Raw genomic sequence first — 14,047 nt, forward strand, 5'->3', positions numbered from 1 at the left:
CGCGGCGGCGGGCCCGGTGACCGCGGGTTCCTACTGAGGCCGGTTTGCTGCGGTGCCGTTCGGGCAAAACCCTGACCATGAGTGACAACAGCGAGATCGGCAACGGCGACTACGCTCCCGAGGCAGTCGAGGAGCCGAGCACGTACCGCCCCGAGAAGGGTGACGACGACCCGGGCCTGTCGAGCACCATCGCCGCCGGCACCGACCCTGAGCAGCTGGTCAACGGCGGTCCGCCGCCGGAGGGTGGCGGCATCATGACCACGACCGGCGGCACCGCGGGGCCGAACAGCTTCAGGGAGAAGCCGCGCTCGGGCCCCGGCGTCGCGCCGACCACGACGGGTGACGCCACTACCGGCGCGATGACCTCGACCGGCGGCGCCACAAGCGACGCGACCAGCAACGCGGTCGACTGACCGGTTATCGTCGGCGGGTGACGGGACCGTTGCTCGCCTCCGGCCGAGAGGCCGACGTGTACGCCCTGGGCGAACGGCGCGTGCTGCGCCGCTACCGGCGTGACGCCGATGTCACCGGCGAGGTTGATGCCATGCGTCACCTCGCCGGTCTCGGTTATCCCGTCCCGGCCGTGTACGAGGCGGCCGGCCGCGACATGATTCTCGAACGCCTTGACGGCCCGACGATGGCCCAGGCGCTCGCCTCCGCCACGCTGGGACTGGCGGAGGCCGCCGCGATCCTCGCTGATCTGCTGCGCCGGCTGCACGCCCTGCCGCCGTGGGAGGGGGCGCCGGCCAGCTCCGCGCTGCTGCACCTGGATCTGCACCCGGAGAACGTGCTGATGACCGCCCGGGGTCCGGTGGTGATCGACTGGTGCAACGCCCGGCCCGGCGAGCCCGACCTCGACACCGGCCTGACCGCCCTGATCCTGGCCCAGATCGCGGCCGACCCGGGGCACGAGTGGTCGGCCGCTGCCGGCGAGCTGCTGAGCGCCTTCCTGCGGCTGGCCCCCGGCGCACCGACCCGGCTGCTGGACGAGGTGGTCCGCCTCCGGGACCGGCAGCTGTCCGGCACGGCCCGGCTCGACCTCGCGGCGGACCGGGTGCTGGCATGCGCGCCCTGATCCAGACCGTCAGCCGGGCCAGTGTCACGGTGGCCGACGAGGTGGTCGGCAAGATCGAGGACGGGCTGCTGGTGCTGGTCGGAGTCACCCACGACGACACCGCCGCGACCGCCGCCACCCTGGCCCGCAAGGTGCATGAGCTGCGCATCCTCGACGGTGACGCCTCCGCCGCGGACACCGGTGCCCCGCTGCTGGTGGTCAGCCAGTTCACCCTCTACGGCGACGCCCGCAAGGGCCGCCGGCCCACCTGGTCCGCCGCCGCGCCCGCCGAGGTGGCCGAGCCGCTGGTCACCGCCTTTGTCGAGGCGCTGCGCGAGCGGGGCGCACCGGTGCAGACCGGCCGGTTCCGGGCCCACATGCTCGTGGAGAGCGTGAATGTGGGCCCGAGAACCGTCTGGTTGGAGATCTAGAAGAAGCCGCGGCGCTGGGCGGACTGCTGCAGCCAGCCGTTGAGCTGCGCCGTCCAGTCGACCTGGTCCACCGAGTGGTAGTCGACGTCGAAGCGGCCGAACGCGTCGTGCCCCTCGGTGAACAGGCCACCGCGCTTGTCGATCTCCAGCACCACCTGCAGGTTGTGCGGGGTCGGGATGAACGTGACCTCGAGCTGGGTGATCCGGCCCGCGAACTGCGACGGCGGGTAGAACTCGATCTCCTGGTAGAACGGCAGCGTCTGCTGCACGCCGTAGACCCGGCCCCGCTCGACGTCGGCGCGGCTGAAACGGAAGCCCAGCCGCAGGAAGGCGTCCAGGATGCGTTCCTGGGCCGGCAGCGGGTGCACAGCCACCGCGTCCAGGTCACCCTTGTCGACGGCCCGGGCCACCTCGAGTTCGGTACGCAGGCCCATCGTCATGCCGTGCAGGTGCTGGCCGTACACCTCGGTGATCGGGGTCTCCCACGGCACGTCGAAGCGGAACGGGATGTCGTGCCGGGCGCCGGCGTCCAGCTTGAACGAGCCGGTCAGCCGCTGCCGATGGAACTCCTGGTCGGTGTTGTACTCGCTGTCGCCGCTCTCCACCTCGACCCGGGTCATCAGCCCGACCGCCACGTACTCGATGTCGACGGCGTGGTCGCCTCCCATGACGTGCACCTGCCCCTCGAGGAAGCCCCCGGGGCGGCAGTTGGGGTTGGCGAGCACCGTTTCCACTGACGGGCCCCCGACACCCATCGCCTGCATCATGCGCTTGAAGACCACGAATCCTCCTTGTCACGAACCGTGCCGCCGATTATGGAGCGCCCCCGCCCCGTACAGAATTGCGTCACTGTACGTACATGTCCCACCAAGCCGGGCAGGTTGTCGGGTTGGCGACCTCAGGGTTCTCCCCGATTCATGCCACCTGGACGCTTGCCTCACCTCCGCTTAACGCGCCTGCCGCCAAGCTAGTGATCACCGGCACGAATGCGGCTGGGAATGCACGACTCGGTGAACGCGGGGAGGGGACTGAAAGGTGGTCCTGCAGATGAAGGCGACGGAGTCCACGGCGGCGGTTGCTGCCGAGACCATCATGACTGACGGTGTCGAGCCCTTGGCGGACTTGGACGCGATCGACGAGCGCGGCGTCTCGGCCGACCTGGTCCGGGCGTACCTGAACGGCATCGGCCGCACCCGCCTGCTGACCGCGGTCGAGGAGGTGACGCTCTCCAAGCGGATCGAGGCCGGCCTCTACGCGGAGGAGAAGCTCCCCGCGGCGGGCGACGACCTGGCGCCGCTGCTGCGGATCATCATCACCGAGGGCCGGGCCGCCAAGAACCACCTGCTCGAGGCCAACCTGCGGCTCGTGGTGAGCATCGCGAAGCGCTACACCGGCCGCGGCATGGCGTTCCTGGACCTGATCCAGGAAGGCAACCTGGGCCTGATCCGCGCGGTCGAGAAGTTCGACTACACCAAGGGCTACAAGTTCTCCACGTACGCCACCTGGTGGATCCGCCAGGCCATCACCCGCGCCATGGCCGACCAGGCCCGCACCATCCGCATCCCGGTGCACATGGTCGAGCAGGTCAACCGCATGGTCCGGGCCCGCCGCGACCTCGCCACCACGCTGGGCCGCGAGCCGGTCGTCGCCGAGATCGCCCAGGCCATGGGCGTGCCGGAGTTCCAGGTCATCGAGCTCATCTCGTACGACCGGGAGCCGGTCAGCCTGGACCAGGCCGTCGGTGAGGACGGCGAGAGCGCCCTCGGTGACTTCGTCGCGGCGGTCGACCCGCGCGGCGAGCCCGGCGACAGCGTCGGCCGCAGCGAACTGCGCGGCGAGGTCGAGATCGTGCTCTCCACGCTGTCCGAGCGCGAGTCCGCGGTGATCCGGCTGCGCTTCGGCCTCGACGACGGCCGGCAGCGCACCCTCGACGAGGTCGGCCGCGAGTTCGGGCTGAGCCGCGAGCGGATCCGCCAGATCGAGAAGGTGACGATGTCCAAGCTGCGCGACCCGCAGCGGGCGTCGCGCCTGGAGGCCTACGCCAGCTGACACCCCGCACCAACCACGAGGCCGGTCGCGATGCGCGACCGGCCTCCGCCGTGTCCGGGAGCGGGTCGGGCGAATTCCCGACTGACGCGGCGGGCATCCTCGGTGACAATCAACGCGGGCGCCGCAACGAGCGTCGTCGGGGAGGTGGGGCCGGGTGCGAGGCTTCCAGCTGCTGCTGCGGTTCGTGCTGGAGTTGTGCGCGCTGGCCGCGCTGGCCTACGGGGGCTGGCAGACGTCGGCGAACTTCTGGCTGCGGCTGCTCGTCGCGATCGTGTTGCCGCTGCTCGCGGCCGTCGTCTGGGGACAGTGGGTGGCACCGAAAGCGCGCCGGCCGCTTCCGGACCCGCTGCGACTCGTACCGGAATGGCTGGTCTTCGGCGGCGCGGCCGTCGCTCTGGCGGTGACCGGCCACCCGATCCTGGCGGCGGCACTGGCCGTCCTCGCCGCCGGGAACCGGCTCGGCCTGCACCTGCTGCACGTCACCACCGGCGGCCGCACCGAGGAGCACCCCGACCCCCGGGTCCCACTTTGAGGGTCAGGCGCTGTGCAGGCGGCGGGGGCCGGTGTCCGGGCGCGCGCCGGCCGCGCCGATCTCCACCGAGGCGTGCAGCACCGTGATGCCGTCCGGGCGGGCCAGCACCGGGTTCAGGGACAGGGCCCGGACCCGGGGATGCTCGTCCGCCAGCCGGCCGACCCGCAGCAGCAGATCGACCAGCGCCTCCCGGTCGACCGGCGCCGAGCCGCGGTAGCCGTGCAGCAGGGGCGCCGCGCGGGGCTCGTCGACCAGCGCGGCGGCGGCCCGGTCGGTCAGCGGCGCCGCCCGCCAGGCCAGGTCGCCCAGCAGCTCGCTGGCCACCCCGCCGAGGCCGAAGCCGACCACCGGGCCGAACGCCGGATCCTCGACGACCTCGATCGTGCACGCCACCCCGGGCGGGACCATGGACTGCACCAGCACGTGCGGGCCGAACGCCGACTCCAGCTCGCGGTAGGCGGCGCGGACGTCGTCCTCGTCGGCCAGGGCCAGCCGGACCGCGCCCAGGTCGATGCGGTGCCGCAGGGCGCCACCGGCCGCCTTCAGCGCGACCGGGTAACCCAGCGCGTCCGCGGCGGCCAGGGCCTCGTCGATCGAGGTGGCGGAGGTGGACGGCTCGACCTTGATGCCGTACGCGGCGAGCAGCTCGGCGGGCGGGCCGTCGATGTCGGCGGCTGACGGGTCCACGCCGGACAGCGCGGGCATGACACCCGGTGGGAGGCGGAGCCAGTCGGCGTACCCGGCGACGCGGCCCAGGGCGCGGACGGCCTCCTCCACCGACGGGTACGCCGGCACCCGGTCGGGCATCGTGCCCAGCAGGAACGTCGCCACGGTCGGCTTCTCCCCCGCCATCGCCACGCTGCCCAGGGCCGCGGTGAAGTCGGCGTCCTCGTCCGGGAGCTGACCGGGCAGCGGCGGCGCGAAGACCACCACGAGGGCGTCCACCCGCTCGTCCACGGCGGCGTCGGCCAGCGCGTCGGCGAAGTCGTGGGCGCCCGCCTGCGGGCTGATGTCGCGGGGATAGCCGTCGGCCACCGTCAGGCCGTTGGCCCGGCACGCGGCCACGGCCAGGCTGGACAGCGCCGACGAGTTACCCACGATCGCGACCCTGCGCCCGGCCGGCAGCGGCTGGTGGGCGAGCAGCAGGCCGACGTCGAACATCTCGGCGACGGTGTCCACCCGGATCACGCCGGAGCGGGCGAACAGGGCGGTGACCGCGCGGGTGTCCGGACCGGGCAGATCCCCGGCCAGCCCGGCCGGGCGGGTCGCCGACGCCACCGCGACGACCGGCTTGACCCGGCTCATCCGGCGGGCCAGCCGGGCGAACTTGCGCGGATTGCCGAACGTCTCCAGATAGAGCAGGACGGCGTCGGTGCCGGGGTCGTCCTGCCAGTACTGCAGCAGGTCGTTGCCGGAGACGTCCGCGCGGTTGCCGGCCGACACGAAGCTGGACAGGCCGAGCCCACGCCGGTCCGCCTCGGCCAGCAGCGCCACCCCGAGCGCGCCGGACTGGCTGAAGAAGCCCACCCGGCCGGCTGCCGGCAGTCGTGGCGCGAGCGTGGCGTTCAGGCGTACCGCGGGGTCGGTGTTGGCGATTCCCAGGCAGTTCGGGCCGACCACGCGCAGGCCCGCCGCGTGGGCCGCGTCGATCAGCGCGCGCTGCGCGAGCGCACCCTCCACGCCGGACTCGGCGAAGCCGGCGGAGACCACCACGAGACCACCGGCGCCGGCCGCGGCCGCGTCGGCCACAGCCTCCGCGACACCTTCCGGCGGTACGGCGATCAGCGCCAGATCAACCTCAGCGCGGGCCTCCACCGCCGACCTGTACGCGGGCAGCCCGGCCACCCGTTCCGCGCTGCGATGCACGGGCACGATCGTTCCGGGGTAACCGCCGTCGCGGATGTGACCGAGGATCGCCGCGCCGATGCCCTGGCCGCTGGCGCTGGCGCCGTACACGGCAACGGCGCGCGGATGCAGCAGCCGCGCGATCGACCGCGACTCGGTGCGCTGCTCGCGGCTCTCCTGCACCTCGCGGGACTTCTCCGTGGGGGCGATCGGGAAGCCCAGGTGCACGACGCCGTCGGCGTACCTGCGCTGGACCTGGTAGCCGAAGTCGCTGAAGACCCGCAGCATGCCGCCGTTCTGGGGGAGGACCTCGGCGACGAAGCGGGTGATGCCGTTCTCCCGGGCCGCGTCGGCCAGATGCTCCAGCAGCACCGAGCCGATCCCCCGGCCCTGGTGCGCGTCCTCGACGACGAAGGCCACCTCGGCCTCGGGCGACTCCGGGCCCAGCCGCTCGTAGCGGCCGACCGCCATGATCCGCGGGCCGCTGACGATGACGAACGCCTCGCGGTCGTGATGGTCGACGTTGACGAAGCGGGCCAGGTCGCGTTCCGGGATGCGCGGATAGGGAGAGAAGTAACGCAGGTAGCGGGTGCGGTCACTCATCCGGGAGTGGAACTCCACGATGGCCGGTGCGTCCTCGGGGCGGATCGGGCGCAGATGAACGGCGCTGCCGTCGGAGAGCAGCACGTCCGCCTCTCTGGTCACCGCATTCCCCTCTCAGTCCCGGATGTCCCGCGGGTCCAGCCCGTGCAGCGGGAAGACCACTCGCCGGGTCGCCATGATGGCCTTGTCGACCGGGTCCGGTGTGGTGCCCGGCTCCCAGCGTTCGACCGGCGGGGTGGTGCCGTCGGTCAGCGTGACCGGCACTTCCGCACCGGGACGGCGGTCGGCGGCGAGCTTGCGCCAGGCCGGCGGGATGGCCGTGCCCGGATCCAGCGCCTCGCCGGTGGCGACCGCCAGCAGATGGGTCCAGGCCCGCGGTACCACCTCGACCAGGGCGTACCCGCCGCCGCCGGTCGCCACCCAGCGGCCGTCGCAGAGCTCGTCGGCCAGTCCGCGCAGCGCGATGTAGGCGGCGCGCTGGCCGTCGACCGACAACCGCAGGTCGGCGAGGGGGTCGAGCCGGTGGGCGTCGGCGCCGCACTGGGTGACGAGGATCTGCGGCGCGAACGCGCGCAGCACCGACGGCACGACGGCGTGGAAGGCCCGCAACCAGCCCGCGTCGCCGGTGCCGGGCGGCAGGGCCAGATTCACCGACATGCCCTCGGCGCCCGGGCCGCCCGATTCCTCCGGATAGCCGGTGGTGAAGGGGAACAGCGCCAGCGGCGTCTCGTGCAGGCTCACGGTGAGGACCCGGGGATCGTCGTAGAAGGCCGCCTGCACCCCGTCGCCGTGGTGGACGTCGACATCCACGTACGCGATGCGCTCCGCACCCAGGTCGAGCAGCCGCGCGATGGCGACCGCCGGGTCGTTGTAGACGCAGAAGCCGGCCGCCCGCGCCGCCATGGCGTGGTGCAGCCCGCCGGAGACGTTGACCGCCCGGGTGGCCGCGCCGCTCCACACGGCCTCGGCCGCGGCCAGGGTGGCGCCGCAGATCCGCGCGCTCGCCTCGTGCATGCCCTCGAAGACCGGATTGTCCGGGGTGTTGAGGCCCCAGCCCCGGAAGAAGGGATCGTGCGGGGCGAGCCGCACCGCCTCCAGATAGTCCGGCCGGTGCACCCGGAGCAACGCCGCGTCGCCGGCCGGCTCCGGCACGACCATGCGCACCCCGGGGCGGTCGAGCACACCCAGCTCCCGGGCGAGCGCCATGGTGAGCTCGACCCGCACCGGATTCATCGGGTGGTGCCCCATGTCGTACGCGAGCAGCGCCTCGTCCCAGACCACCGCCGTCGACTCCGCCATGAGCCTCATGCTGCCACGCCGGCGGGAACAACCGGGGGTGCGCCGACGCTGGAAGCATGGCGTGGAGCCGGGGACGGCCCGGTTGGATAGAGTGCGAGCACCGTCGTTGCGGACCAATCGGGCGAATCTGCCGGCCGGGCTCGATGCCGCCCCGGGTCGCCGACGTCAGGCAGCCGGCCCGCTGGGTGCCGGCGCCGCTCTCCGGGCCCGCGAGATTCGGCAGGAGATCCCCACTCGACTACCCTTGACAGGCACGCTTACTCCGGGAGGTCAGTACCGATGGCGCGGACTCACAACACGTCAACCAAGAAGTCCGACACGAAGGTACATCACGTAGACCTCGTCGACACCACGGAGATGTACCTGCGCACCATCCTCGAACTGGAGGAGGAGGGCGTCCCTCCGCTGCGGGCCCGCATCGCCGAGCGCCTGCACCAGAGCGGCCCCACCGTCAGCCAGACCGTGGCCCGGATGGAGCGCGACGGGCTGCTGACCGTGGAGAACGACCGGCACCTGCTGCTCACCGAGGAGGGCCGGGTCGCCGCCGTGGCGGTCATGCGCAAGCACCGCCTCGCCGAGCTGCTGCTGGTCAACGTCATCGGGATGCCCTACGAGGAGGCCCACGAGGAGGCCTGCCGGTGGGAGCACGTGATGAGCGACTCCGTTGAGCGCAAGGTCTACGAGCTGCTCAACAAGCCGACCCGGTCGCCGTACGGCAACCCGATCCCCGGCCTCGAGGTGCTCGGTCTGCCGGCCGAGGAGCCGCTGGAGAGCAGCTCGACCGTGATCAATGCGGGCGAGCGCAACCTGGCCTTCCCGGGGCTGACCGGCAGTGTCGTGGTGCGCCGGATCTGCGAGAGCGTGCAGACCAACGCGGGGGTGCTGCGCCAGCTGCACGCGGCCGGCATCGACCCGGGTGCGACCGTGACGGTGGCGCAGGAGCGCGACGGTGTGACGATCGACCGCTCCGGCGACAAGATCCGGCTGCCGCGTGAGGTGGCGTCGCGGGTGTTCGTCGACGCCCACTGAGCCGTCCGGCCGCTCGTTCAGCCGTCGGTGGTGTCCATCGCCTTGGCCAGGTCGAGCAGCTTGGGCGCGAGGTCGTCGACGGCGTCACGCTGCGCGTCCTTCGCGAAGGTGAAGCGCAGCGTCTGCAGCTGCTCGGCCTCGCTGAGCCAGCCGATCTCGAGGGTGGGGCCGTGCCCGCCGGTGGCCTTGGTCACCAGGCGGTAGCCGGCCTTGCCGAGGCCCTTGAGCTTGGTCGCCTTGGCCGGCATGAGCTCCTCGGTGAACAGCTCGGCGTCGGCCTTGGTGCTCTCCACCACGGAGAGAGCGAGGTCCGGCCAGGCGGCGGTCTCGGTCTGCACCACGCAGGTGGAGGTGTCGTCGATCTGGTCGGAGGCGGCGATGCTGAAGGCGACGCCCAGCTTCTGCTCGATGAAGGCGTAGTCCCAGAGGATGCAGGCGCCACCGGCCGAGGCGGCGGGCTGCTGCACGACCTGCACCGGAGGCATGGCCGCGGTCTCGTCCTTCTTGTCCGTGCAGCCGGCCAGAAACAGCAACGCGGCTGCCGCGCCGAGGGCGATGAGACGCGAACGCACGAGGGGTCCTCCCTTTCGGGGCACACCGTACTGTGCGCGAGGCTGGGGACGAAAGCCCCAACTCAGGAACGATCAGCGTACGGACAGTGACGGCAGCCCCGGGTGCAGCAGGTGCCGCGCTTGGCCAGGAAGGCCGCGGTGAGCACGAAGAGCCCGGTGTCCGGGTCGAGATAACCGGCCTGACCGGCGGCGACCGCGGCGGCGTGCGCGGCCTCGATCCGCGGATCCTTCTCCACCGCCCCACCCTAGCCAGCCCGCGATCACTTGACACCAGGTGTCAAGGAGCGATTGCATACCTGCATGCCGTCGAGGACCGCGCTGATCGAGCAGATCGTCCGGCTGCTCGACATCCGCCTGCTGGACCCGCTGGAGGTCCTGCTCGAAGGCGACGACGCGGTGGAGGCACTGCGCCGGCTCGTCCGGCATCGCGCCGGGCAGTGGGCGACGCAGATGCTGGACGGCGACGACACCACCGCGGTGCGAGCGGCCGTACGGCTCATCGCGACGCTGTATCCGGGCGACGGCCCCTTCGATCCGCCGGTCGATTGGTGGCGGACGCCGCTCGGCGGGGTGGTCGCCCGGCGGGTCGGGCATCCGGCCGCGGAGTCGGTCTCCTACGCCACGGCCGGAGCCATGCTCGGTATCACCCGCCAAGGTGTGCACGACCTGGTCAGGCGGGGACGGCTGCCGCGTCATCCCGATGGTGGAGTTCCTTCCGCGGCCGTGCGGGACCGGCTGCAAAGCGAGTCTTGAGGAGAGATGTTGTGATCAACGATCGACTGGTCGATGCCGGTGAGCTGCCTGTCGCCGTCCGGGACTTCGGCGGCGAGCAGCCGCCGTTGCTGCTCCTGCACGGCGCCGGCGGCAACCTGGCCATGCTGACCACGCTCGCCCGGGCCCTGCGCCCCCGGCACCGGGTCATCACGCTGGACCTGCGCGGGCACGGGCGCTCCGGCGACGGTCCGTGGTCCTGGGACGCGGCGCTCGGCGACATCGCCGCGGTGACCGTGCAGCTGGAGCTCAACCGGCCCGCGGTGGTCGGGCACTCGCTCGGCGGGATGCTGGCCGTGCTGTGGGGGCAGCGGCACCCGGAGACGCCCGGCGTGGTGAGCCTGGACGGCAACCCGCCGCCGACCCGGCCCGGCCAGCTGCCCGGCCTCGACCCGGAGAAGGCGGCGGCGGAGCTGGCCCGGCTCACCACGGTCTTCGACACCATGCACGCCGGGATGGGCCGGACGATTCCGTCGGAGGAGCTGCCGGACCTGGTGGAACGCCAGCAGATGGCGGCCCGGGACATGGGCGCCAACGAGAAGGTGTGGATCGAGGGCTTCCGGCGCAACCTGGTGCACAAGGACGGCGAAACGACCATGCGGCCGTCCGCCGAGACATCCGCGCAACTGCGGGCGCTGATGAACGGCCTGGAGCTCGGTCCGGTGTACGCGACCACGCCGGCCCCGACACTGGCCGTGCTGGCCACCCGTGACCTGCCGGAGCAGGAGCCCTTCGCCGACCTGTACGCGGCGCACCGGCGGTATCTCGTGGAGCAGGCCGCGGCGGGTGCCCGGGCCAATCCACGGATGCGGTACCTGCAGCTCGAGGACTCCTCGCACGCGATGGTCATCGAGCAGCCGGAGGTGCTGGCTTCGCTGATCGGCGACTTCCTCAGCGGCGGCCACTGAGTTTTTCGGGTCGGGGTCGAGGGCGGCTCCGAGCGGCAGCGGCAGGCAGGGTCAGGGGTTGGGGGCGGTTTCGGGTTCCGGCGTTCCGGCCGGCGCGAGGGGCCGGGCCGCGCCCGAGGCGGCCAGGCCCAGGCAGATGGCCGCCACGACCACCAGCAGGGCGCGCAGCACCCCGAAGTGTTCGGCCAGGAAGCCGATCAGGGGCGGCCCCGCCAGGAACGAGCCGTACCCGATCGAGCCCGCCACCGACACCCGGATCGCCGCCCGCAGCGGGTCGTCGGCCGCCGCGCTCATGCCGATCGGGAAGCCCAGTGACGCCCCCGCACCCCACAGCAGGGCGCCCAGCAGGACCAGCGGCACGCCGACGCCGGACACCACCAGCAGCAGGCCGATCAGGGCCGACAGCGCTGTGCCGCGCAGGACCCGCACCCGGCCCCAGCGTTCGATCGCGGTGCCGCCGAAGAGGCGGGCCAGCGTCATCGCCGAGACGAAGAAGCCGAAGCCGATCGCGCCGACCGTTTCCGTCGCGTGGTAGCCGTCGACCAGGCTGATCGCCAGCCAGTCGTTGGCCGTGCCCTCGGTGAAGCCGAAGCCCAGCATGATCAGGCCGATCAGCAGGGTGCGGGGCTCACGCCAGGCGTCCCGGACCCGGCCGGCCGAGCGTTGCTCAGCCGTGGTCGCGACGTGCGGCAGGAAGCGCCGTACGGTCACGATCATCACGACCGTGCCGACGAGCGCGGTGCAGAGCAGTTGCGTGGTGACGCTGACGCCGGCGGCCGCCGCGGCCGCGCTGAGCCCGGCACCGCCCACGGTGCCCAGGCTGAAGCCGGCGTGGAAGCGGGGCATCAGGGTGCGGCCGAGGCGGCGTTCGACGTCCGCGCCCTCGACGTTCATGGCCACGTCCCAGGTGCTGTTGCCGCCGCCGAGCAGGACCAGGCCGACGCCGGCCAGGGGCACCGAGCCGAGGTAGGTGCCCGCGGCCATGCCGACCAGGCCCAGCATCACGGCCATGCTGCCGAGCAGCACCGACCGGGCCGGGCCGAAGCGCTGCACCAGCGGGCCGGCCAGCGGGATCGCGGCGATGGCCGCCCCGGAGAGGCAGAGCAGCAGCAGGCCCAGCCCGGCGGAGCTCAGGCCCAGGTCCTCCCGTACGGCGGGGGCGCGGGCCAGCCAGCCGGCGAAGGCCAGGCCGTTCGTGCCGAAGGTGACGCCGACTGCGACCTTCGCGGACTCGAGGCGGGGACGGTCGGGGGCGGCTGTGGTCACGTCCTCGAACTTAACCGTTAAAGTGGCGAACCGTAAGACACTTGATCAGTGATGACGGTCCCGTTGACGGTGCTGATCGTGCGGTCGTAGTCGGGGCCGGGCCGGCGCAGGCGGTAGTGCTCGGTCGAAGTGCCGGTGGCGTGGCGCTGATCGCGGGGCACGTTCAGGGTCCACGACGCCTGGCCCGTCCACGTGTCCAGCAGCTCGCGGCCCGGCGTGGTGGCCGCGTCCGCCAGCTTCAGGGTGGTGGTGAGGCGGTCCGCGTCGTCGATCGTGATCGCGCCCGTCATGCCGTACCGGCGGCTCGTGGTCGTGGTGGACGGCCGGGACCGGCCGTGGCGGACCGTGACCCGCGCTTTGTCGGTCCAGACGGCGCGCAGCGCGTCGTTGGTCTCGGCCGCGTTCCACGTGTGCGTGGAGGCGGTGGTCACCGTGCGGGCGACGGTCGTGGTGACGCGGCCGTGCGAAGTGTCGACGTAGCCGGTGACCGTGAGACCGTGACCGCCGGTGGTCTTGAGAGTGGGGGCTGTGTACACGGAGTTGTTGACCAGCGGCTGCTCCCGGCTCGCCACCAGACGCCCGGTGACCTGCTTGCTGCCGTGGTCGCGCCAGGCCAGCAGGGTCGTCGGCACGTCCCAGCCGCTCTGGCCGGCGGGCACGCCCAGCACGTTCACCGTGATGGCGTGCGCCTTACCGTCGGTGAGCAGACCGGCGAACGGGGTCAGGTCGTACCGGATCGGCTGGATGTCAAAAGCGCGCGGCGCCGGCAGGACGTACCAGAGATACGGGTTGGACCAGCCGCCCGTGTAGACGTGCGGGTAGGGCGCCGCGACGCCGGCCAGGATGCCGTCGATGCGGACCTGAACCTCCCGGTACGGCCCGTTGTCAGCCGGACAGGAGTACGGGACACCGGTGGGCGTGGTCAGATACCAGAACTCCTCGCAGCCGCCGCCGGAGCCGGTGGCGTACACGTCCGCGAAGAGCCGCTCGGTGTTACGCGGCAGGGCCTGATCGACCGCCAGCACTTCCGGTCGCGGCGCGGCCCGCCCGCGGTAGAACGTCAGCTTGACGGTCACGTCCAGGACGCCCGTGTAGGTGTCGTCCACCACGTTGCCGATCAGCATCTCGACCGGCTGCGGGCGGGTGAGCAGGGCGGCGTACCCGGTGAGGTCCTTCTCCACCGACCAGCGGATGCCATCCACCGACGGCTCCGGCGTCGAGGTCTTGAAAACCGTCACCCCGCCGATCCGGAGGTAGCCGAGCCGGTCGAACTGCCGGCCCGCGACCGCGCCTTCCAGGCGCAGCACAACCTTTTCCCACGGCCCGCGGCAGACCGGCGCATAGCTCGACGTGTACGGCGTGAAGTCCCGGAACTCGGTGTCCACAATGGTCGTGGTGCAGGCGGCACCGGCCGGCACCGCCACGGGTGGCGCGGCGGTCCGCGGATCGTCCCAGTCGGCGCCGAACTCGGCGGGCGGAACGGGATCCGGCACTCCGTGCGGGTCCGCCGCGACGGCCGGCGAGCCGGTCAGGATGGTCAGCACCGCTGCCGCGGCCGCGAAGGTCTTCACGGCCCCATCCGACCGGAGACATCGGTGACTGTCAACGCCTCCTGCCTGGCGTCAGGGGCCCCGGGGTCAGTGGGCCGGGGTCAGCTGCGCGGGGTCAGCGGGCCCGGGTCAGCTGCG

15 protein-coding genes are annotated in these 14,047 nt (G+C 72.4%); 8 read left to right on the plus strand and 7 right to left on the minus strand.

The genetic code is table 11. The features are described from left to right. Window positions 1-77: 77 nt before the first annotated feature. Genes AB0C12_RS19125 through dtd form a run of 3 tightly spaced genes read left to right on the plus strand, consistent with a single transcriptional unit; the run spans window position 78 to window position 1,485 of the window. A complete protein-coding gene (locus AB0C12_RS19125) occupies window positions 78-413 on the plus strand; it encodes a hypothetical protein (protein WP_360549628.1) in 336 nt (111 codons plus the stop codon). A gap of 17 nt (window positions 414-430) precedes the next feature. Then, window positions 431-1,075 (plus strand): phosphotransferase, encoded by a 645-nt coding sequence (locus AB0C12_RS19130; RefSeq protein ID WP_360549630.1) that lies wholly within the window; start codon window positions 431-433, stop codon window positions 1,073-1,075. After that, the gene (gene dtd, locus AB0C12_RS19135; protein WP_360549632.1) at window positions 1,063-1,485 is read left to right on the plus strand and encodes a D-aminoacyl-tRNA deacylase; all 423 of its coding nucleotides are present in this window, start codon (window positions 1,063-1,065) and stop codon (window positions 1,483-1,485) included. The genes AB0C12_RS19130 and dtd overlap by 13 nt, the downstream gene beginning before the upstream one ends. Here dtd and AB0C12_RS19140 read toward each other — a convergent pair. Then, window positions 1,482-2,267: a sporulation protein gene (locus AB0C12_RS19140; RefSeq protein WP_360549634.1), complete on the minus strand. Its 786-nt coding sequence runs from the start codon at window positions 2,265-2,267 to the stop codon at window positions 1,482-1,484. The genes dtd and AB0C12_RS19140 overlap by 4 nt on opposite strands. A 310-nt stretch (window positions 2,268-2,577) precedes the next feature. Between AB0C12_RS19140 and sigB the strand changes: the two genes are divergently transcribed. Next, window positions 2,578-3,534, plus strand: coding sequence for an RNA polymerase sigma factor SigB (sigB, locus tag AB0C12_RS19145; protein WP_360550535.1), 957 nt, complete (start codon window positions 2,578-2,580; stop codon window positions 3,532-3,534). Window positions 3,535-3,688: 154 nt separating this feature from the next. Continuing rightward, window positions 3,689-4,066, plus strand: a complete 378-nt coding sequence (locus tag AB0C12_RS19150) for a YrdB family protein (RefSeq protein ID WP_360549636.1) — start codon at window positions 3,689-3,691, stop codon at window positions 4,064-4,066. 3 nt (window positions 4,067-4,069) lie between these two features. On the opposite strand, the gene AB0C12_RS19155 is transcribed toward AB0C12_RS19150, so the two are convergent. Further along, window positions 4,070-6,616 carry a GNAT family N-acetyltransferase gene (locus tag AB0C12_RS19155; RefSeq protein ID WP_360549638.1) on the minus strand — a complete coding sequence of 849 codons (2,547 nt, stop codon included), beginning with the start codon at window positions 6,614-6,616 and terminating at the stop codon, window positions 4,070-4,072. A gap of 12 nt (window positions 6,617-6,628) precedes the next feature. Next, a complete protein-coding gene (locus AB0C12_RS19160; RefSeq protein ID WP_360549640.1) occupies window positions 6,629-7,813 on the minus strand; it encodes an acetoin utilization protein AcuC in 1,185 nt (394 codons plus the stop codon). A gap of 279 nt (window positions 7,814-8,092) precedes the next feature. On the opposite strand from AB0C12_RS19160, the gene AB0C12_RS19165 reads away from it, so the two are divergent. Further along, on the plus strand, window positions 8,093-8,842 hold the full coding sequence (locus AB0C12_RS19165) for a metal-dependent transcriptional regulator (RefSeq protein WP_360549642.1): 750 nt from the start codon (window positions 8,093-8,095) through the stop codon (window positions 8,840-8,842). A 17-nt stretch (window positions 8,843-8,859) separates the two neighbouring features. Here AB0C12_RS19165 and AB0C12_RS19170 read toward each other — a convergent pair whose 3' ends face one another. Continuing rightward, on the minus strand, window positions 8,860-9,414 hold the full coding sequence (locus tag AB0C12_RS19170; protein WP_360549644.1) for a hypothetical protein: 555 nt from the start codon (window positions 9,412-9,414) through the stop codon (window positions 8,860-8,862). Window positions 9,415-9,476: 62 nt separating this feature from the next. Then, window positions 9,477-9,650, minus strand: coding sequence for a DUF5522 domain-containing protein (locus AB0C12_RS19175; RefSeq protein WP_360549646.1), 174 nt, complete (start codon window positions 9,648-9,650; stop codon window positions 9,477-9,479). A 64-nt stretch (window positions 9,651-9,714) separates the two neighbouring features. Between AB0C12_RS19175 and AB0C12_RS19180 the strand changes: the two genes are divergently transcribed. Next, on the plus strand, window positions 9,715-10,167 hold the full coding sequence (locus AB0C12_RS19180; protein ID WP_360549648.1) for a hypothetical protein: 453 nt from the start codon (window positions 9,715-9,717) through the stop codon (window positions 10,165-10,167). Between the two features lie 11 nt (window positions 10,168-10,178). Continuing rightward, window positions 10,179-11,093 (plus strand): alpha/beta hydrolase, encoded by a 915-nt coding sequence (locus AB0C12_RS19185; protein WP_360549650.1) that lies wholly within the window; start codon window positions 10,179-10,181, stop codon window positions 11,091-11,093. Between the two features lie 51 nt (window positions 11,094-11,144). Here the strand turns inward: AB0C12_RS19185 and AB0C12_RS19190 are convergent, their stop codons facing one another. Both AB0C12_RS19190 and AB0C12_RS19195 read right to left on the minus strand, forming a co-directional pair. After that, window positions 11,145-12,359, minus strand: a complete 1,215-nt coding sequence (locus tag AB0C12_RS19190; RefSeq protein ID WP_360549652.1) for an MFS transporter — start codon at window positions 12,357-12,359, stop codon at window positions 11,145-11,147. 17 nt (window positions 12,360-12,376) lie between these two features. Then, window positions 12,377-13,930, minus strand: coding sequence for a peptide-N4-asparagine amidase (locus AB0C12_RS19195; RefSeq protein ID WP_360549654.1), 1,554 nt, complete (start codon window positions 13,928-13,930; stop codon window positions 12,377-12,379). Between the last annotated feature and the right edge of the window lie 117 nt (window positions 13,931-14,047).

The organism is Actinoplanes sp. NPDC048967 (assembly GCF_040649415.1).
Classification (GTDB): Bacteria; Actinomycetota; Actinomycetes; order Mycobacteriales; family Micromonosporaceae; genus Actinoplanes.